Source organism: Candidatus Dormiibacterota bacterium (assembly GCA_035635555.1).
Classification (GTDB): Bacteria; Acidobacteriota; Polarisedimenticolia; order Gp22-AA2; family Gp22-AA2; genus Gp22-AA3.
Window position 1 is genome coordinate 24,722 of the sequence record DASQAT010000026.1, and the last position, 19,050, is coordinate 43,771.

Consider the following 19,050-nt stretch of genomic DNA (forward strand, 5'->3'; position numbering starts at 1 on the left):
CTTCGTCCTTCCGCGCGTCCGGCCACCGTCGACGAGGCAGGTGACACCGGCTCCACGATGACAGCCCCCAAAAGCGCCCCGAAGACCGACGCGGCCCCGCGGCCCCCGACGCGCAAGATCGTCTACTGGTTCCTGCTGGTCCTGTCGGCGATGGGGCTCCTGCCGCTGGGGATCACCGCCTACAAGCTGATCAGCTACAGCCGCGAGGCCCTGGTCACCTCGCAGCAGGAGGCGCAGCTGCAGACGGCGGCGGCGGTGGCGCGCCAGCTGAACGCGGCGATCGAAGGGGTCAAGGCGCAGATGGGGCGACTGTCCGAGGCGATCGCGGCGCTGCCGAGGGCGTCCGCGGCCGGCGGGGGGCGTCTCATCCCGGACCGCACGCTGATCGAGCGTCTCATCGGGACCGACCTCCTCCTGGTGCGCTACACGCCGAAGGACGGAGAGTCGGTCGAGGCGCGCCAGCCCGGGTTCCCGCGGTCGGCGGTGGAGGCGACGGTCAAGGAGGGAGTGAAGGCCGCGATGCAGGGGGGACAGGACGTGAGCGACCCGGTGGTCCTGGAGACGGACGAGGGTCAGCACTCGGTGCTGATCGTGAGCGTCCCGGTCGGGATCGGAACCGCCCCGGTCGGAGCCCTCACGGGGGTCGTCGATTTCGCGGCGTACTGGGACCCGGTGGTGGGCGGACGGCGCGCGTCCTACCTCATCTATGCGCTGGACAGCCAGGGACGTCTGTTCGCCAGGCAGGACGAGGAGGGGGTCTTGAAACGCAGCGACCTGCGCACCTTCGGGGTGGTGCAGGACTGCCTGAAGGCCGGCGGACACTCGGCCCTGACCTCGGAGTACGTCCTGACGATCGACAACCGGCCGGTGCCGTACATCGCCTCCTGCGACACCACGGCCCAGGGCTGGAAGATCTTCGTGCAGATTGAGAAGAAGCAGGCGTACGCGACCGTGAACCAGATGATCCAGGCGACCCTCTTCTGGGCCGGCCTGGCGATGGCTCTGGCGCTCATTCTCGCGTACCTGCTGGCCGGGCTGATCACCCGGCCGATCAAGGCGCTGGCGGCCGGGACCGAAGCGTTCGCGAAGGGGCAGCTCGACCAGCGCGTGCGGGTCGACGCCCGGAACGAGCTGGGGGCGCTGGCCGACACCTTCAACGCCATGGCGGACCAGCTGCAGAACTACATCCAGCGCCTGTCGGCTGCCGTCACCCTGAACAGCGAGCTGTTCATCGGCACGGTCAAGGCGCTGGCCGAGGCCATCGACGAGAAGGACCCGTACACGCGGGGCCATTCCGAGCGCGTCAACCAGTACGCCGTGCTCCTGGCCAAGCAGATGGGTCTCTCCAAGAAGGAGATCTACGAGGTCCACATCTCGTCGCTGTTCCACGACATCGGCAAGATCGGCATCGAGGACAAGATCCTGCGCAAGCCGGCGGCGCTCACGGACGAGGAGTACACCGTCATGAAGCAGCACCCCAACAAGGGGTATCAGATGCTGTCGAAGATCAAGCCGATGAAGGACATCATTCCAGGGGTGCGCTTCCACCATGAGCGCTGGGACGGATCGGGCTACCCCATGGGGATGAAGGGGGAGCAGATTCCCCTGCCGGCGCGCATCGTGGCGATCGCCGACGCCTTCGACGCGATGACCACCAATCGCCCCTACCAGAAGGCGATGCCGTTCGACAAGGCGATCGCGCGGCTGTTCGAGCTGAGCGACCGCGCCTTCGACCGGCGCGTCGTCACTGCGTTCAACGAGGCGTACAAGGCGGGGGCCTTCAAGGCGCCGGAGAAGCCGGCCGCCTACCAGGAAATGTGAGCACGGTCTATCGCGCGGTCCTGTTCGACCTCGACGGCACCCTGACGCCGGTGATCAGCGTCTGGCGGCACATCCACGAGCGGCTGGGGTTGTGGGAGAATGAGGCTCTCCGGCACCAGGAGGCGTTCGAGCGGGGCGACATCTCCTACGAAGAGTTCTGCGCGCGCGACGCCGCGCACTGGAAGGGGATGGCCGAATCCGATTTGAGGGCGATCACGGACGCCATCCCTTACCGGCCCGGCGTGCACGAATGCGTCGCGGTCCTCAAGGAGCAGGGTCTGTTGGTGGGAGTGATCTCCACCGGCCTGACGATCCTGATCGAGAGGGTCATGCATGAGCTCGACCTGGAGTACGCCATCGCCAACCGGCTGGTGACGAAGGCCGGTGTCCTGACCGGCGAGGTGAAGGTGAACGTGGAGCACGGCCGCAAGGGGGAGGCGGTCGATCTGTTCTGCGGGCAGTTCGGGGTCGACTACCGCGAGGTCATCACCGTGGGCGACAGCGACGGCGACATCTCGATGTTCGAGCACTCGGGATTCTCGGTGGCGTTCAACCCGGCGTCCGAGAGCACCGCGCGCGCGGCCTCGGTCGTCGGCCGGGGGGACTCGCTCCTGTCGATCGTCAACCTCTTCCCCCTGGACGCGACGCCGCCGCAGTGAACCCCATTCCGGGACGGAGAGAACACCGCCATGAGCGATGAAACACAGGGAGGACTGGACCGCGGCGCGGTCAAGTGGGCCCTCAAGGACGCCCTGGACGAGCTCTTAGGGCTGAGCGACGTGCGCATGGCGTCGCGCTACGAGGGAGGCTCGATCATCCTCAAGCCGGGGAAGTCGGAGGCGCAGGAGAAGGCGATCCCGATCGAGGTCTTCTTCCACAAGATCATCATGGCGCGCGATCGCCTGCGCGTCCTGGAGCAGAAGATCAACGCCCACCCGAAGCTGAGCGACGAAGACAAGGTGGAGCTGCAGCAGTACATCACGCGTGTCTATGGGTCGCTCACCTCGTTCAACGTCCTCTTCAAGGACAAGGATGACTGGTTCATCGGGGCCCGTTCGACCGAAGGGTCCTGAGGCGGAGGATCGCGTGCTGCCGACCCGGCGTCAGAAGGAGATCCTGGAGGCGCTGCGCTCCCTCGGCGCGGAGCGCGGGCGCACCCCGACGCTGGCGGAGATCGCCGGCCGTGCAGGGCTCGCTTCGGTCTCGACCGTCCACAAGCACCTCCGGCTCCTGGAGGAGCGGGGTCTCCTGAAGCGCCGTCGCCGGGGCCGTCGTCGGGGGGTGGATCTCCTGCCCGCGGCGCGGAGCGGTTCCGCCGTCGACGTGCCCCTTCTCGGCCGGATCGTCGCGGGGCGGCCGATCGAGACGATCGCCGAGAAGCGCACGGTCGCACTGCCGAAAGACCTGGCGCGCGGCGGACGCACCTACGTCCTGCAGGTCAAAGGGGACTCGATGACGGGGGAGCAGATCCTGGACGGCGACTATGTCGTCGTCGAGGAGCGCGCCACGCCGCGCAACGGCGAGGTCGTCGTGGCCCTCGTCGACGGCCGGGAAGCGACCCTGAAGACGTATCGCCGTGAGCGGGGGAGAGTCCGCCTGGTCCCGGCCCATCCCTCCATGAAGCCGATCGTGGTGCGGCCGGAGTCCCTGCGGGTGCAGGGGATCGTCTCGGGACTCCTGCGCCGCTACGCCTGATCCGGCCCGCGGGCCGGAAAGCTCAGGGACAGGGAGAGACGTTCGGCCGGGCGGCGCCGCTCGAGGCCCGGCCCAGGCTCCCTTCGCCTGGGGGATTGCGGGCCGTGACCATGTAGAAGTAGCCGGTCCCCGCCGAGGGCGTGGCCGCGTCGATATCCGCGGGAGAGGCAAGCCCGGCGTCGAGGCAGCCGCCGTACCGGTCCGCCGCCCCGTCGCCGTCGGTGTCCACGAACGACCCCAGGCCGCCACGGTAGACGTTGTACGCGGCGGCCCCCGCGAGCGCGTCCCACGCGAGGTGCGTGGCGTCGCCGAACACCTGATTCAGGACCTCGCCGGAGTCCTGGGTGGCGAAGTTCGGCGAGCCGAGGTCGTATCCTCCCTGGGCGTTCGGCATGAAGATCAGCAGGGAGCCGTTCGTGTCGTTGGCGTGGCGCAGCGCGTTCCCCCCGCCGACGCTCGCCGACTGGGCGAACTCGAAGTGCTCGAAGATCGCCTGGCCCGCGGACCCCGAATAGGGGAGCTGCCGCGTGATGTCGATCTGCGCGAACGGCTCCGTCCCGTCCCCGCCCGGGCTGATTCCCGTGATCCCCCACCAGGCGCTGACGAAGCGGTTCTGGATCTCGATCCGTCCGCTCCTGAACAGCCGCACGACCGCCGTGCAGCTCTTGGTGGTCAGGGTGACCGGTATCCCGAGATAGATGAACTCCATCCGATCGTTCTGCGGGTTGGTCCCGTCGGGCACGAATGTCCAGAAGACGTCGAGCGGTCCGCCGGACCGTCCGCGGTTATCGGCGCCCGGATCGAGGTCGCTGAGCGGAAACGCGATCCGCGGCGGCACGGACACACCGGGCTGGTTCGGATCCGGACCCAGGAAGGTGCCGCTGTGCGAGAACGTGCCTCCGGCGCCGAACGTCAGGTTGGCGTTGTCGTTGACGAAGACGCTCGTCCACGACTGTCCGTAGAAGGGAAACGAGAACCCGGCGGGAAAGGCGACCCGGGCGGTGGTGCTGTTGTCCAGGTTCAGCGCCGTCGCCCCGGCCGGCGCCGGCGGAGTGTCGGTGTTGATGACGATCGAGCCGACGTCGAAGGTCTGGCCGGCCCCGATCGCGACCGCCACCTGGTCGGCCAGGTCGTCGGTGGAGGTTTCCGGGCTGCTGTAGAACTCGGGCCGGGCGATGTAGGGTGGGTTCGCACCCCCGCTGACGTTGCTGTTGAAGATCGTGGAGTTGAAGCGATTGTCGTCCCACCAGTCGTCGTCCCCGCCGCCGCTCATCCCGGTCGTGCTGTCGAAGTACTCCACGCCGACGTAGTAGTTCGCCGGCGGCAGCCAGTCGATCCGGAACGTGCCGGGAAGGAGGGTGCCCGCGGTGAAGCGCGACACGCTGAACACCTGCACCGTCATCTCGCCGGTCGCCGTGTTGAAGGCCGTGACGCTCACGCCGTCGGCGGCCGTAGTCCCGCCCGGCAGGACCAGCCTCCCGGTGATGGTCCCGTAGAGCCCCTTCTGCGACGTCTCCGGGTAGGAGCGCGATGTGGAGGCGATGTCGTCCTGCGACAGGACGCGGAAGTCCTGGTCGAAGTCGACGGTGATGTCGACGAAGGGCGTCATGGTCGCCAGCGGGCTGACCAGCGAAGAGTGCGACAGGCCGTGGAAGTGACCCAGCTCATGCGTCGCCACGGCCACCAGGTCGAGGGTATGGGTGGTCGCGTCGAGAGGCACGTCGACGTAATCGTTTCCGGCCGGGCACCAGGCCATGTCGGCGTCGACGATCGTGCCGGCCTTCAGGACCGCGCCGTTCGGATACACGGCGGGATCGAGATCGATGATCCCGTCGCTGTTCAGGTCGCGATTCGCGCTCGACACCGTCAAATCCGCGGTCAGGTGGAAGTTGGGGGTCGTGGCGACCACGCCCGCCGGGCAGTTCAGCGTGCCGCCGTCCGCCCAGGTGATGAGGTGCACGTTGTCGAGCCCGACGGCCGTCACCGTCGAGGTCCCCGCGTAGGTGAAGGCGATACGCGACGTGGGCACGTTCTGCCAGGTGTTGAAGGCAGCGGTCAACCCGTCGATGGCGCGCTGCAGAGTCAAAGGGGACACGCCCTCCGCGCACAACGGGTTCCCATTGTTGCAGTTGTTGATGACTCCCTGGTCGTTGAGTCTCCACGGAATCGGCAGGGCCAGCGGGCTCCAGACGGCGTCGGCGATCTGCGTATTGCCGTTGACCACCGCTTCGATGTTGCCGCCGGCGCGGGCGGGGGTGATTCCGGCGACGGTCGCCGCCGAGATCGCCAGGAGCGCGGCGACGGCGCGGCGCCAGTCCGGCCCGACGACCGGGGCAAACTGCACGCCGCACCGCCGCGTCACCGGGGACGTCCCGGCGTGTCCTGCTCCTGACCGGCCATCTCCCGTCGGATCACTTCTTCGAACTCTGCCGGGCTCCGGCGCGCGCCGCCGAACACCACGAAGTCTCCCTTGACGTCGTGCCGCAGGGGGACGTGCCCCTGGAACAACCCGACGACGTAACGCTCACCCGTGTTCCCCAGCTGCAGGAAGAAGTAGGCCTCGTCGCCGACGCGGAAGGTCGGGGCCCCGGGGACGGTCATCTCGAGCGGCACGGGCGATTCCACACGGCCTCCCGCCTGCAGGAACGTCAGCCGGTCTCCCCGCGCTCCCTTCAGCGCCCGTGACACTTTGACCCGGACCTCGGTATGAATCTGCTTTCCCTGCCAGAACGAGCGCATCGATTCCACGCGACCCTGGACGATCGTATCGGACGCACCGACGATCTCCTTGATGTCCAGATGCCTCACGGTGGTGGCGAAGGCTGGCATCGAGGCGAGAGTGAGAGAGGCGAGGAGGGCCGCCCTCATGCGGGAGTCCATGATCGCTCCTTATACGATTAAGCCTCAGTAGCGTCAATGAGTTTGCGCCGGAGCGGGCAATAGTTCCTTGACCCTCCGCGTGGCGCGTGATAGCCTTTGGCGCTCTCGTTCGTCATGTCGTCCGTCGTATCCTGTTGCGTCGGTTCCATATCCGGAGGAAAGAGGGAACCGGCGCGCTTCCCATCAGGCCAATCCCCAAAGTGTCTCGGAGGGACCCGATGAAAGCACGCAGAATCGCCCCGCTCCTGATCCTTCCTTTTCTGGTCGTCCTTGCCACACCCGCCCTCGCACAGGGAACCGCCCAAGTCGGTTATCGCGGCTGGGGGGCGCGCGTGGGACTGTCGAGCAATCCGGACCAGTTCTACGGCGGCGTCCACTGGGACCTGGGAGAATTCGCCCGCAACGTACGGTTCCGTCCGAACGTCGAGATCGGCTTCGGAGATCACGTCACGGTCCTGCAGGCTAACGCCGAGGTCCATTACGTCTTCTCGAAGGTCCAGGTCTGGAAGCCGTACGTCGGCGGCAGCGCCGGGCTCATCTACGCGGACCCGGACCACGCGAACAGCCAGACCGACTTTAGCGTCATGGGGGTCGGCGGAGTCGAGACCAAGCTCAAGTCGGCCACGTCGTTCTTCATCGAGGCGAAGGTCGGACTCACGAACGACGATCCCGATCTGAAAGTTGGAGTCGGCTGGACCTGGAAGTAGACCGCCCCGACGACCTCCGCCTCGCGCCCCTCCCTCTAGCAGGACAGGCTACCAGGCAGGAGCGCCGCGCGCGGCCGGAGGATTCCGATGGCGACCCTGGGACGACTCCTGCGCGCCGCGCTCGAGCTGCTTTTCCGTCTCGGCGGCGCGCTCGGGATGCGCGGGGCGCGGTGGGAGTGGAAGAAGCAGGTCTGGCGCCAGGCGCTCGAGGTCAAGGTCGCCGGCTGGCAGAACCTCGAGCGCGGCGTGCGCGTCCGGATGCGGATGTGCCGCGAGTGCCGCACTCTCGTCCCGCGTCGCGAGAGGCGCTGCCCCTCCTGCGGCGCCTCGATGTCGGGTGTTCCGTCCGGTGGCGTCGGCCGGCTGGTCTCCCTTCTGTTCCCCGGATCCGGCACGGTGACGACCCTCCTCATCACCGTCAACGTCGGGATCACCCTCCTCATCCTCCTGGTGTGGGGGACGAGCGGGCCGGGCGCCGGGCCGATGCGGTTCCTGTCTCCTCCGGGCGTGGCGCTCTGGCTGTTCGGTGAGAAGGCACGCCCCGAGGTGTTCCAGGGAGAGGCCTGGCGTCTGGTCACGGCCAACTACCTCCATGGCGGTCTCCTGCACCTCCTGTTCAACTGTTACGCGCTCACGACGCTGGGCCCGCTGGTCGAGGAGACGTTCGGGGCGCGCAAGTTCTTCGTCATCTACACGGTCTGCGGCGTGTTCGCGCTCTTCGTGAGCGCCCTCTTCAGCCCGGCGCCCGCCGTCGGCGCCTCGGGGGCGCTGTTCGGGCTGATGGGTTTCGGGATCGTCTACGGCCGCTTCCATGGCGGCAGCGTCGGCAGGCTGGTCGCAGAGCAGCTGATGCGCTGGCTGATTTACGGCGCCTTCATGCTGTTCATGCCCGGGATCGACAACCTGGCGCACTTCGGAGGGCTGGTCGCCGGCGGCATGCTGGGATTCCTCGTCTCGCCCGGAGAGCCGAAGACCCGCGGGGGGGAGATTGCGCTGCGACTGCTCGCCTCTGCGGCGCTCCTCGTCACGGTCGGATCGTTCGCCGCGATGGCTTTGACCTACGGGCGGCACCTCGAGATCGCGCGGCTCAACGGATGGCTCTGACCGGGCCGCGCGCGCCTCAGGACGTCTCGAAGAAACCGAGACAGCGCTCCTGCTCGGTCAGCGCCTCGCAGCGCCGGTCGATCTCCTTGTACTCCTCGGCATTCGCTTCGGAGAATGCCCTGTAGGACGCCAGATCCTCCCAGACGTCGATGGTCACGTAGCGGCCGGGCACCTCGCGATCGCGCAGCAGGATCGTCTCCCTGTACCCCTTTCCGCGACGGAAAAACTGCGCCCACATGCCGTTCCCGCCGTAGTGCTCCTCGAACTCGGGGGTCCGGTTCTCTCGGACGCGAAACTCCCAGAGGATCCGGAGCGCCGCCCGCCTGCCGTCGGCCCGGCGCTTCACGCCGCCCGGGTCTCCCGCGGCGGGACGACTGCGCGGAAGGCGGCCAGGAAACGCCGCATCTCGTCCGGCGTGCCGATCGACACACGCAGCCAGTTCGGCAGGGAAGGGAACTTCCGGCCGACCAGGATGTCGCGGGCGCGCAGCGCCGCGATGACCGGCTCGACGTCCGAGCCGACTTCGATCATGACGAAGTTCGCCTCCGACGGCATGACGGCCCGGCCGTCCTTCCCGATCTCCTCGCACAGACGCCGGCGGGTCTCGTTGATACCCCGGCGATTGCGCGGCACGTATCCGCCATCCGCGAGCGAGGCCAGCGCCGCCTTGAGCACCGAGGCGTTGGTATTGCTCCAGATGCGATGGCGTCCCATCCTCTCCACGGCCTCCTTCGTCCCGACGGCGTAGCCGAGACGCATCCCCGCCAGACCGTAGATCTTCGAGAACGTGCGCACCACGATCAGGTTCGGAGTCGTGCCGATCCATTCGAAGGCGCTGGCATAGCGCGGATCCTCGACGAAATGAAAGTAGGCCTCGTCGACCAGGATGGTCGCGGTCTTCGGGACGCCTCCGATGAACGCCCGGAGCTCCTCGCGCGTGACGATCGTCCCGGTCGGGTTGTTCGGGTTGCAGACGTAGACCAGACCGGTGCGCTCGTCGCAGGCTTCCGCCATTTTCACGAGGTCGTGACGATGGTCCGGGGTGAGCGGCACCTTCACCGGGTCGGCCCGCGTGACGCGGGCGTACGCCAGGACCGCCTCGAACGTCGGCTCGGCCGCGACGACCTTCTTCTCCTGGCCAAGGAACGCCATGTCCGCCATTCTCAGGATTTCGCCCGAGCCGCACCCCAGGAGGACACTGTCCGGCGAGACGCCGTGCAGCTTCGCCAGGGCCCGCGCCAGCTCCTCCTCCAGCGCGTCGGGATAGCGCGCGGCGATCTTCTGCGAGTCGCTCATCGCCTCGAGCGCCATCGGCGACGGACCGTAGGGGTTCTCGTTGGAGTCGATGCGCACCGTGCCGGGCGGCAGATCGCTGTGGGGGCGGGCGGCCGCGGGCGTGCTCGATGGCGCGGACGCGCCCGCGAGCCCGGGCGCGACGACGCACGCGCCGAGCGCGGACGCGAGCCCGCGTGCGAAGCCACGACGGGTCAGACATTCGTTCATGAGCGCCTCCGGGCGGCCGCCCGGCCGGAACGGGTGTCCCGGGCGGCGGGCCGCGGCGCCCATTATCGTACGGGCGTGCGATTCGCGTCCGCGCGATCAGCGGCGGAGAGGTGCCGGCGGGCAGCACCCCACAACCAGCCTGCCCTGTTGCTTCTCGGTCAGATCAGCGGCGCGGCCAGCCCCGTTCATGCTGTCCGCTTCAGGTTTCACGCCATCCTCGGTCAGTCCGGCATCGCGTTGATGCAGTGATACGCTCAGCGATGGTCACAGATCCGTCACGCATGAGCGGGGGGAAGAGAGGTGGAGGCCAGGTGCTTGATTTTGTGGTGCCGCGGGACGGAATTGAACCGCCGACGCAGGGATTTTCAGTCCCTCGCTCTACCGACTGAGCTACCGCGGCACCCTCGGTGGGATGTTACTGGAAGCGCCGGATGCTAGCAACCGGCGGCGCGCGCTGTCAATACTGCGGACAGGCTCCTAGGGCCGGGCGGCGGGGACGTGGCCGCGCGGTCGGGGCTGGTCGCGCGATGAGGCGTCCTTCGGTGGCGCGGGCTTCGAGGCGTCCCTGCTCTCCGGGGCCCGCGTCGCGTCCTTGCCGTCCCCCTTCATGTCAGAGACGGTGCGCGGCTCCTTGATCAGACCGAGGACGCGGCGCAGCTTGGCCTCAATCTCGCGCGCCAGGTCGGCGTTCTGTTCCAGGAACTGGCGGACGTTCTCGCGTCCCTGGCCCAGCCGCGTCTCGCCGTAGGAGAACCAGGCGCCGCTCTTGTCGATGATCTTGTGCGTGATGGCGAGATCGATGAGATCGCCGACGCGCGAGATGCCGCTGCCGTAAAGGATGTCGAACTCGGCGATCTTGAAGGGGGGAGCGGTCTTGTTCTTGACCACCTTGACGCGGGTGCGGCTGCCGATGTCGACGTCGCCGTCCTTGATCTGGGCGATGCGCCGGATGTCCAGGCGCACCGAGGCGTAGAACTTCAGGGCGCGGCCGCCCGACGTGGTCTCGGGGTTGCCGAACATCACGCCGATCTTCTCGCGGATCTGGTTGATGAAGATCAGGCAGGTCTTCGAGCGGGCCACCGCACCGGTGAGCTTGCGCAGGGCCTGCGACATGAGGCGGGCCTGCAGCCCGACGTGCGAATCCCCCATCTCCCCTTCGAGCTCGGCCCTGGGAACGAGGGCCGCGACCGAGTCGATCACCAGGACGTCGATCGCCCCGGATCGCACCAGGACCTCGGTGATCTCGAGGGCCTGCTCGCCGGAGTCGGGCTGGGAGACCAGGAGGTTGTCCACGTCCACGCCGAGCTTGCGCGAGTAATCCGGATCGAGCGCGTGCTCCGCATCGACGTACGCCGCGAGCCCGCCGTTGCGCTGCGCCTCGGCCACGATGTGCAGGGCCAGCGTCGTCTTGCCGGACGACTCCGGGCCGAAGATCTCGACCACCCGGCCGCGCGGCACGCCGCCGATTCCGAGTGCCGTGTCGATCGACAGCGAGGTCGTGGAAATGATCGGGATCTCCTGCTGGAAATCCTTCGCTCCCAGCTTCATGATCGATCCCTTGCCGAATTGCTTCTCGATCTGGGCGACCGCGAGCTCGATCGTCCGGCCTTTCTCCTTGGGGTCCATGATCATCTCTACGATCACCTTTGGCGGACGGGGTTTCGGGGTCTCCGGGGAGAGCGCGGCCATCTTAGGATAATCCTCCGGGGCTGTCAACGCGCGTGAGCGCAGAGACGCGGCAACAGACCGCCTTTCGCAAGAGGCGGGCCACCCCGAAAAGGCCCGCAGGATCAGGAGTTCCGGCTTCCCGACCGGCCGGGGAGGGACGCGTCGGATCGTTGACGTCCGCGGGCGGACGGGGCGGCGGGGACGCGGCACATCGGGCAGGTTACCAAGCATCCTTTCCTTGACACCCCGGCGGACCCCCCTTATATTGAGGAAGCGATCGGCGGATCGGTCATCGCCGATCATTTTTGTTATGAGACCTCAGACGCGTTTCCATTGGTACTTGATGCTCGGGCCTCTGGCCCTGCTCACGGCCGCCTGCGCCACTACGGGCACGAGCGCCCCCGACGCATCGCCTGCGGCGGTCCCGCAGGATGAATCCAGCCCCGCGGCACGCCCGGCCACGACCGACCCGGCCGGCGCCACGGGCGAGCAGGGGGACCGCGCGGTGCCGGTGGTGGCTCGCGAGACGACCCCCGACCGGACGCGCCGCGAGTCGGTCCCCCAGCACGTGCGCCAGGTGCGCGAGCAGATGGAGGAAGCCTACCAGGCCGGTCTCGAGGCCTACCAGGCCGGGCGCTTCGACGAGGCGAAGGAGCACTTCGACCACGCGGTCGACATCGTGCTGTCGAGCGACGTCGATCTCGACGAGCAGCCGGCGTTCAAGAAGGCGTTCGACGAGATCGTTCGCAACATCGCCGACATGGACACCGATCTGTACAACCGCGACAGCGAGCCGGAGGGACAGGAGAACCGCTCGCCTCTCGACGAGCTGAAGGACATCACCACCTACCTGCCTCCCGAGGAGGCGGAGAAGGAGCGCCAGAAGATCCAGCAGGTGGTCGGGAAGATCTCGTACGACATCCCGGTCGTCCTGAACCCGCGGGTCCTGGCGTACATCGAGGCGTTCCAGACCCGGCTCAGGGACGAGTTCGAATCCGGTCTGAAGCGCTCCGGCGCCTACCTGCCGATGATCAAGAAGATCTTCCGCGAGGAGGGCCTCCCGGAGGACCTCGCCTACATGGCCCACCAGGAATCGGCCTTCAAGCTCAACGCTTACTCGCGGGCCCGGGCCAAGGGGATGTGGCAGTTCATGTCGTTCACCGGGCGCAAGTACGGTCTCAGGAGCGACCTGTGGGTGGACGAGCGCAGCGATTTCGACAAGGCGACGCGCGCGGCCGCGGCCTACCTGAAGGAGCTGCACGCGCGCTACGGCGACTGGTACCTGGCGATGGCGGCGTACAACGCGGGGGAGGGGAAGATCGACCGCGCCCTGGCCCGGACCCATGCCAAGGACTACTGGGCCCTCACGAAGACGCGCTACATCCGCACCGAGACCAAGTGGTACGTGGCCGCCATCCTCGCGTCGATCCTGATCGACAAGTCGCCGGAGGACTATGGCTTCTTCGTGGACCTCGACCCCGAGCTGAGCTGGGACACGCTGACGATCGACAAGGCGACGGACCTCCAGGTGGTGGCGGACGCCGCCGGGGTCCCGCTCGAGACGGTGCGCTCCCTCAACCCGGAGCTGCGTGGTCTGGTGACCCCTCCGAACCGGGACACCTACGTGCTGCGTGTCCCGGACGGAACCAAGGCCGACGTGGAGGCGAAGTTCGAGACCCTGGCCGACGAGCAGCGTGTGTCCTGGACTCTGCACGAGGTCCGCCCGGGCGAGACCTTCTCGTTCATCGCGCGCAAGCACGGTGTCCCCGTGCGCGCCGTGCTCGACGCCAACCCGCGCTACGCCGGAAAGCGCCTGCGTCGCGGCATGGTCCTGAACATCCCGATCTCGAAGAGCACGCCCCAGGTCGCGCTGGCGGCCGCCAGCGAGGACCCGACGTTCGACATGGGAGAGAAGGTCGTCCACCGCGTGCGCAAGGGGGAGACGCTGCAGCAGATCGCCGCCAAGTACCGCACGACGATCGCCAACCTGAGAAGGTGGAACAACCTGAACGGAACGACCATTCGTCCCGGCCAGCGGCTGGTGGCCTACTACGGCGAGAAGGGGAACGGTCCGCGTCCGGACCAGGACTCGTCGAACGCGGCGGTGTCGGTCAACGGCGGGCGGATCGAGTATCGCGTGCAGATGGGTGACACGCTGGGGTCGATCGCCGTCAAGTTCGGAGTGACCTCCGACGATCTGTGCCGCTGGAACAAGCTCCCCCCCGACACGGTCCTGCGTCCCGGCGACCGGGTGCTGGTGGGCGAGAGCGAGACTCCATCCGGGGTGTCGGGGGGCGGCGTCGCCGGCAAGAGAGGCCGGGTCGGCTTCATCAAGCACCGCGTCAGACGGGGGGAGACTCTGTACCGCATCGCGCAGCTCTACGACGTGACCGTTCATCAGGTGCGCGCCTGGAACCGCCTCGCCGGGAACACCGTCCACGCCGGGCAGGTCCTGACCATCCGGGTTCTATAGCCCCGTCGCCCACCCCCGTCCCTCATCGCCCCTGTGTGGCTTTGCCCGCAAGCGTTTGCTAAGATCCGGCCGCGATGACCCGCGATACGCCCGCCGTCTGCAAGGCCGTCGCCGCCGTTCTTCTGTGCGCCGCGCTCGCCGGCTGCCCGGGCGGCGGTCCCGAGACCGGACCATCCACCCCGGCGGCACGGCCCACCGAATCCCTGCAGACCATCCTGTCGCACGCCGAAAATACGTTTCGGGACGGCGACTACCTGGAAGCGCAGATGGCGTATGAGCAGGCCGTGCAGATCGATCCCGATCAGTCCCGCGCCACGGTCAACCTCGCGACCTGCTATCTGAAGAACCGTCTCGTCAAGAAGGCGCAGGACCTTCTGGAGCAGTTCCTCGCGCGGCATCCAGATGACCCCGCGGCGCGGCTGGTGCAGGCGCGGACGCTGATGCGTGTGGGGGACCTGGGAGCGGCGGCCCAGGCCCTGCGTCAGGTCCTCCGGACGAATCCCGACCTGGTCATGGCGCACTACAACCTGGGCTTCGTCGCGTACCGAAGCAGACTCTACGAGGAGGCGGAGGTGCACCTCAAGCGGGCCTGCGAGCTGAAGCCGGACCTGCCCGACGCCTTCTACACTCTCGGCCTCACGTATCTCGCGCTGAAGCGGTACCCGGAGTCGATCGCCTCTCTGGAACAGGCGGTGCGTGTCGACCCGAGACACGTGGGGGCGCGCTTCAACCTGGTCAACGCCTACGCCCGGGCCGGCAGGATGAAGGAGGCCGAGAAGCAGCAGGCCGTGTACGCCGATCTGAGCGGCCACAGCAAGGCGCAGAAGGAAAAAGACACCCAGATCAAGGCCAGCAGCGTGAAGGCGATCCGGTTCATGCTCGACAAGAAGTATCCCGAAGCGCTGCAGGAGTACCAGGCGCTCTCCGCCCGCTTCCCGGACGACGCTTCGATCTACAGCCAGATCGGCCAGATCCTGATCATCCTGTCCCGGCGGGAGGAGGCCTTCGCCGCGCTCCAGAAGGCGACCACGCTCGATCCCAAGCTCAGCGACCCGCACTACCTGCTCTCGGGTCTCTACCGCGAGCGTGGGGACGCGCAGGCGGCCGAGCGCGAGCTCACGACGTTCGCCGCGCTCGAAACGATTCCCGAAGGGAAGTCGGGTTACTGATGGGAAGACTCGCCCGCCCCGCAGCGCGGGTCCTCAGCGGCGCGGTCCTGATCGCGGGCGTCCTGGCGGCGGCGCCCGGGCCGGGAGGAACCTCCGGCGGGTCGGCGGTCACCTTCAACGACGCGACCGCGGCGGCGGGGCTCGCCGACGTCGTCCACGTCCACGGCGGGACGGGGCGGAAGTACTACATCGAGACGGTCCCGCCCGGCGTCTGCTTCCTGGACTACGACCGCGACGGCTGGCAGGATCTCTACTTCGTCCAGAGCGGGCCGCTGCCCGGGGCTCCGCGCCCCGCCGGGACGCCCCATTCACGCCTGTTCCGGAACAAGGGGGACGGCACGTTCGTCGACGTGACCGACAAGGCCGGGGTCGCCGACGCCTCGGGATACGGCAACGGCTGCACCGTCGGCGACTACGACAACGACGGCGACGAAGACCTGTACGTCACGAATTTCGGTCCGTCGATCCTGTACCGCAACAATGGCGACGGCACCTTCACCGACGTGACCCAGGAGGCGGGCGTGAAGAACGGCCTGTACGCCACGAGCGCAGCCTGGGCCGACTACGACAACGACGGGCGTCTCGATCTGTTCGTGGCGAATTACGTCGACTTCACCATGGACGACGAGAAGTTCTGCGGCAACGCGCGCACCATGCGGCGCTCCTACTGCCATCCCGATGCCTACGGAGGGCTCCCCGACGTGCTGTATCACAACGAGGGGAACGGGAAATTCAAGGAGGTGGCGCGCGCCTCCGGCATCTGGGATCCGGACGGCAAGGGGCTGGGCGTCGTCTGGTTCGACTACGACGCGGACGGCGACCAGGATCTCTACGTCGCCAACGACGCCACGATCAACACGCTGTACCGGAACGACGGCAACGGCCGGTTCACCGACATCACTCTTTTGGCCGGTGTCTGCTGCAGCGAGGACGGCAAGCCGCAGTCCGGCATGGGAACCGACGCGGGGGATCTGGACGGCGACGGCTGGCAGGACCTGTTCGTGACCAACCTGAGCAACGAGACGAACGAGTTCTATCGCAACCTGGGGGGCAAGGGGCTCTTTTCCATCGACACCTACCCGGCCGGTCTGGGCGAAGTGAGTCTCTTGATGACCGGCTGGGGGACGGACATGTTCGATTACGACAACGACGGCGACCTTGACATCGTGGTGACCAACGGCCACCCGATGGACGACATCGCCCTGGACAGCGACATCATCACCTACGCGCAGCGGCCGTTCCTGTTCGAGAACGACGGCCACGGGAAGTTCGCGGACGCCGGGCGGGCCCACGGCGCCTACTTCGGCACGCCGGCCGTCGGGCGCGGCCTGGCCACCGCCGACTACGACAACGACGGTGACCTCGACTTCGTTGTCGCCGCGAACAACGGCCACGCCAAACTCCTGCGCAACGACGGCGGCGCCGCCGCGGGCCGGTTCATCACTCTGCGCCTGGAAGGGACCCGCTGCAACCGGGACGCCATCGGCGCGCGCGTCACCGTGCGAGCCGGCGGCCGGACGCAGGTGCAGGAAGTACGCAGCGCGTCGTCCTACCTGTCCCAAAACGACATGCGCCTGCACTTCGGTCTGGGCGCCGCGACGCAGGTCGATTCGATCGAGATCCGGTGGCCCGAGAAAGTGAAAAAGGTAGAGAAGGTCGGCCCGGCCGCAACGGACCAATTTCTCATCATCCGCGAAGGCAGCGGCATCGTCGCGAAGTCCGGGCCGGGAACCGCCTCACGCTGAGTCGCGCGGTCCACTTCAGAAGTCGATGCGGCGCACGTCAATGGCCGCCAAATTCGAATCGCCCTCGACGATCCGGTAGACGCGATCCATTTTCGGGTTACGGAAGGTCTGCGGCTCCCCGGGTGTCGGCCAGCGCACCTCGATCCATTCGATCGCGGTCGCCCGGCCAAGGCCGATCTCCTGCTGCAGGCTGTTGCCGCCGAAGCTGCCGCCCGTGCCTCCTGTGGAATAGATGTCGCGCGGGCCCGCCGAGGTCGTGAGGTGCACCTTGATGCGCGCGCCGATCGCCGAGCGGTTCGAGCGCCGGCCCTCGAGGCGGAGCGTGATGAAGTGGTTTCCGTGGCCGGGGTTTTTGAACAGCACCGCCGGCGCCATGTCGCTCTCGAACCAGCCGCCCATCTCCTCGAGGATGTCCTGGTCGCCGTCGTTGTCGATGTCGCCGAACGCCACGCCGTGCCCCTTCTGGAGATTGCCGACGTCGGCCGAGTAGGTGACGTCCTGGAACGTCTTCCCCTCGGCGTTCCGGAGCAGCCGGTTCGGAATGAGAGTCCCGAGCCACGGCTCGCCGTCCCCGATGTAGACGTCCGTCCACCCATCGTTGTCGAGGTCGCCGAAGTTGGACCCCATCGGCAACGCCACTCGGTCGAAACGCACCGCGTGGGTGACATCCTCGAATGTTCCGTCATGCCTGTTACGGTACAGACGCGACAGCGCGGTGCGCGTCGGCTCCCCCAAGTGCAGGGCGACGACGTCGGACAGGTCGGTGATCTTGTATCCGCCGACGTAGAGGTCCTCCCAGCCGTCGTTGTCGTAGTCCCAGAACCAGGTCGAGAAGCTGTCCCTGGGACCGGTCACGCCGGCGGCAGCCGCCACGTTGGTGAACTGCCACTCCTCGCCGCGCGGCCCCGGCCGGGCCCTCCTGCCGTCGTTCCGGAACAGGAGATTGTCGCCGCCCAGGACGGAGACGTACAGGTCCTGCCTTCCGTCGTTGTTGAAGTCGCCCCAGGCGACCCCCTTCACGTAGCCGAAATCGGTGTTCCCCAGCTCGACGGAGCGATCGGTGAAGGTGCCGTCCCCATTGTTGTGGTACAGCTCGCTCGGGTGCGTGTCCCCTGCCCTCGATTCGTTGCCGATGAACAGATCGACCCGCCCGTCGTTGTCATAGTCGCCCCAGGCCCCTGTCTGCGTCGGATGGAAGCTGAGGACGCCGGCCTTCTCGGTCGTGTCCTCGAACGTCCCGTCGCCGTTGTTGCGCAGGAGCGAGGTGGGATACCGCCCCCCTTTCTGCATCCAGCCGCCCCGCAGGACGAAGACGTCGGGGTGTCCGTCGTTGTCGTAGTCGGCGTGGATGATGTTCAGGCCGCCGGTCTCGCCCATGAGACCGGCCGCCTCCGTCCGGTCGGTGAACGAGCCGTCGCCGTTGTTGTGGAAGAAGTGGAGCTGGTCCTGCACCCCCATGGACGAGAACATCACGTCGAGGAAGCCGTCTTGGTCGAAGTCCTCCATGATGGCGCCCCCCGCGTGCCCCTGGATCGCGAGACCGGCTTTCGGCGCGACGTCGTAGAAGCGCCCGACGTCGTACTCGGAGGCGAAGGTCTTCGGCGGGATGAGCCATTTCGGCGGCACCTTGTCCGGGTACTCCCCGAGCGTCATGTAGGCGATGTTCATCAGCCAGCGGGCGCCGAGGTCGTCCGGATGGTCCCCGAGGACGGCGGCGAACTCGGCGATCGCGGATCGCGAGCCGCGCGTCACGGTATGCAAACCACTCCCCTTGATCGGTGCCAGGCACGAGTCGATGCCGTGGTGGGCCACACAGTTCTCCTGCTCGCCCAACCGCATGTAACAGAGGCCCAGGAATCTGTGGGTCCCGACCGCAGGAGGAGCATGGAGCGTGTCGGGATGCAGGAGGGACAGGCTGATCGCGATCGCCTCCTCAGTCCTGCCGGCTCTCAACAGCTCGTCGGCGAGCAGTGGCAGGAGGTCTGCCCTCGCGCTGGGAGTCTGCTCCATTTCGGCCCGCATGCGCGCGGCCCGTTGCGTGTTCAGAAACACGTTTTTCACCGGATCGAGGCCGCCGGTGATTTCGTCGAGGCGCGCTGCCATTCGCCGCGTGCCGCTTTCCGTTGAGGTGGCCGGGGTGGTCGTCGCTCTTGAGGACTCCTGCTCTCCGCTGCATCCCGACAGAAGGAACGTCAGGCCGGCCGAGAGGAGTACCGCGATCGACGCCTGGATGTCGGCGTTCATAGGGCCCGATTATATCAAGCGCTACGGAAGGGCGAGCCGAT

14 protein-coding genes, 1 tRNA gene and 1 pseudogene are annotated in these 19,050 nt (G+C 67.5%); 9 read left to right on the forward strand and 7 right to left on the reverse strand.

What is annotated here, in order from left to right; translation table 11 throughout:
• Positions 1-57: 57 nt before the first annotated feature.
• The 4 genes and pseudogenes from VEW47_06230 to lexA all read left to right on the forward strand — a co-directional run bounded on the left by VEW47_06230 (position 58) and on the right by lexA (position 3,516).
• Positions 58-1,821 (forward strand): HD domain-containing phosphohydrolase, encoded by a 1,764-nt coding sequence (locus VEW47_06230; protein ID HYS04774.1) that lies wholly within the window; start codon positions 58-60, stop codon positions 1,819-1,821.
• Positions 1,818-2,480, forward strand: coding sequence for an HAD family phosphatase (locus VEW47_06235; GenBank protein HYS04775.1), 663 nt, complete (start codon positions 1,818-1,820; stop codon positions 2,478-2,480). Before VEW47_06230 ends, VEW47_06235 begins: the two co-directional genes overlap by 4 nt.
• Positions 2,481-2,606: 126 nt before the next feature.
• A pseudogene (locus VEW47_06240) lies at positions 2,607-2,894 on the forward strand (hypothetical protein).
• A 13-nt stretch (positions 2,895-2,907) separates the two neighbouring features.
• On the forward strand, positions 2,908-3,516 hold the full coding sequence (gene lexA / locus VEW47_06245; GenBank protein ID HYS04776.1) for a transcriptional repressor LexA: 609 nt from the start codon (positions 2,908-2,910) through the stop codon (positions 3,514-3,516).
• Positions 3,517-3,538: 22 nt separating this feature from the next.
• Here lexA and VEW47_06250 read toward each other — a convergent pair whose 3' ends face one another.
• Together VEW47_06250 and VEW47_06255 are read right to left on the reverse strand one after the other, a co-directional pair.
• Positions 3,539-5,878 (reverse strand): matrixin family metalloprotease, encoded by a 2,340-nt coding sequence (locus tag VEW47_06250; protein HYS04777.1) that lies wholly within the window; start codon positions 5,876-5,878, stop codon positions 3,539-3,541.
• Positions 5,875-6,396 (reverse strand): hypothetical protein, encoded by a 522-nt coding sequence (locus VEW47_06255; protein ID HYS04778.1) that lies wholly within the window; start codon positions 6,394-6,396, stop codon positions 5,875-5,877. The genes VEW47_06250 and VEW47_06255 overlap by 4 nt, the downstream gene beginning before the upstream one ends.
• Positions 6,397-6,614: 218 nt before the next feature.
• Here VEW47_06255 and VEW47_06260 point away from each other — a divergent pair, with 218 nt between their 5' ends.
• Positions 6,615-7,103 carry a hypothetical protein gene (locus tag VEW47_06260; protein HYS04779.1) on the forward strand — a complete coding sequence of 163 codons (489 nt, stop codon included), beginning with the start codon at positions 6,615-6,617 and terminating at the stop codon, positions 7,101-7,103.
• 87 nt (positions 7,104-7,190) lie between these two features.
• Positions 7,191-8,207, forward strand: coding sequence for a rhomboid family intramembrane serine protease (locus VEW47_06265; protein HYS04780.1), 1,017 nt, complete (start codon positions 7,191-7,193; stop codon positions 8,205-8,207).
• Positions 8,208-8,223: 16 nt separating this feature from the next.
• Here the strand turns inward: VEW47_06265 and VEW47_06270 are convergent, their stop codons facing one another.
• The 4 genes from VEW47_06270 to recA all read right to left on the reverse strand — a co-directional run bounded on the left by VEW47_06270 (position 8,224) and on the right by recA (position 11,336).
• The gene (locus VEW47_06270; GenBank protein HYS04781.1) at positions 8,224-8,553 is read right to left on the reverse strand and encodes an antibiotic biosynthesis monooxygenase; all 330 of its coding nucleotides are present in this window, start codon (positions 8,551-8,553) and stop codon (positions 8,224-8,226) included.
• Positions 8,550-9,710, reverse strand: coding sequence for a histidinol-phosphate transaminase (gene hisC, locus VEW47_06275; protein ID HYS04782.1), 1,161 nt, complete (start codon positions 9,708-9,710; stop codon positions 8,550-8,552). The genes VEW47_06270 and hisC overlap by 4 nt, the downstream gene beginning before the upstream one ends.
• 324 nt (positions 9,711-10,034) lie before the next feature.
• Positions 10,035-10,110: transfer RNA gene (locus tag VEW47_06280), tRNA-Phe, on the reverse strand.
• Between the two features lie 77 nt (positions 10,111-10,187).
• Positions 10,188-11,336 carry a recombinase RecA gene (gene recA / locus VEW47_06285; GenBank protein HYS04783.1) on the reverse strand — a complete coding sequence of 383 codons (1,149 nt, stop codon included), beginning with the start codon at positions 11,334-11,336 and terminating at the stop codon, positions 10,188-10,190.
• 385 nt (positions 11,337-11,721) lie between these two features.
• Here recA and VEW47_06290 point away from each other — a divergent pair, with 385 nt between their 5' ends.
• The 3 genes from VEW47_06290 (at position 11,722) to VEW47_06300 (ending at position 16,765) form a co-directional block, all read left to right on the forward strand.
• Positions 11,722-13,851, forward strand: coding sequence for a LysM peptidoglycan-binding domain-containing protein (locus tag VEW47_06290; GenBank protein ID HYS04784.1), 2,130 nt, complete (start codon positions 11,722-11,724; stop codon positions 13,849-13,851).
• A gap of 74 nt (positions 13,852-13,925) precedes the next feature.
• Complete coding sequence (locus VEW47_06295) at positions 13,926-15,020, forward strand: tetratricopeptide repeat protein (GenBank protein HYS04785.1); 1,095 nt, start codon at positions 13,926-13,928, stop codon at positions 15,018-15,020.
• A complete protein-coding gene (locus VEW47_06300; protein HYS04786.1) occupies positions 15,020-16,765 on the forward strand; it encodes a CRTAC1 family protein in 1,746 nt (581 codons plus the stop codon). Before VEW47_06295 ends, VEW47_06300 begins: the two co-directional genes overlap by 1 nt.
• Before the next feature lie 15 nt (positions 16,766-16,780).
• Here the strand turns inward: VEW47_06300 and VEW47_06305 are convergent, their stop codons facing one another.
• Positions 16,781-19,009 carry a CRTAC1 family protein gene (locus VEW47_06305; protein HYS04787.1) on the reverse strand — a complete coding sequence of 743 codons (2,229 nt, stop codon included), beginning with the start codon at positions 19,007-19,009 and terminating at the stop codon, positions 16,781-16,783.
• Positions 19,010-19,050 lie beyond the last annotated feature (41 nt).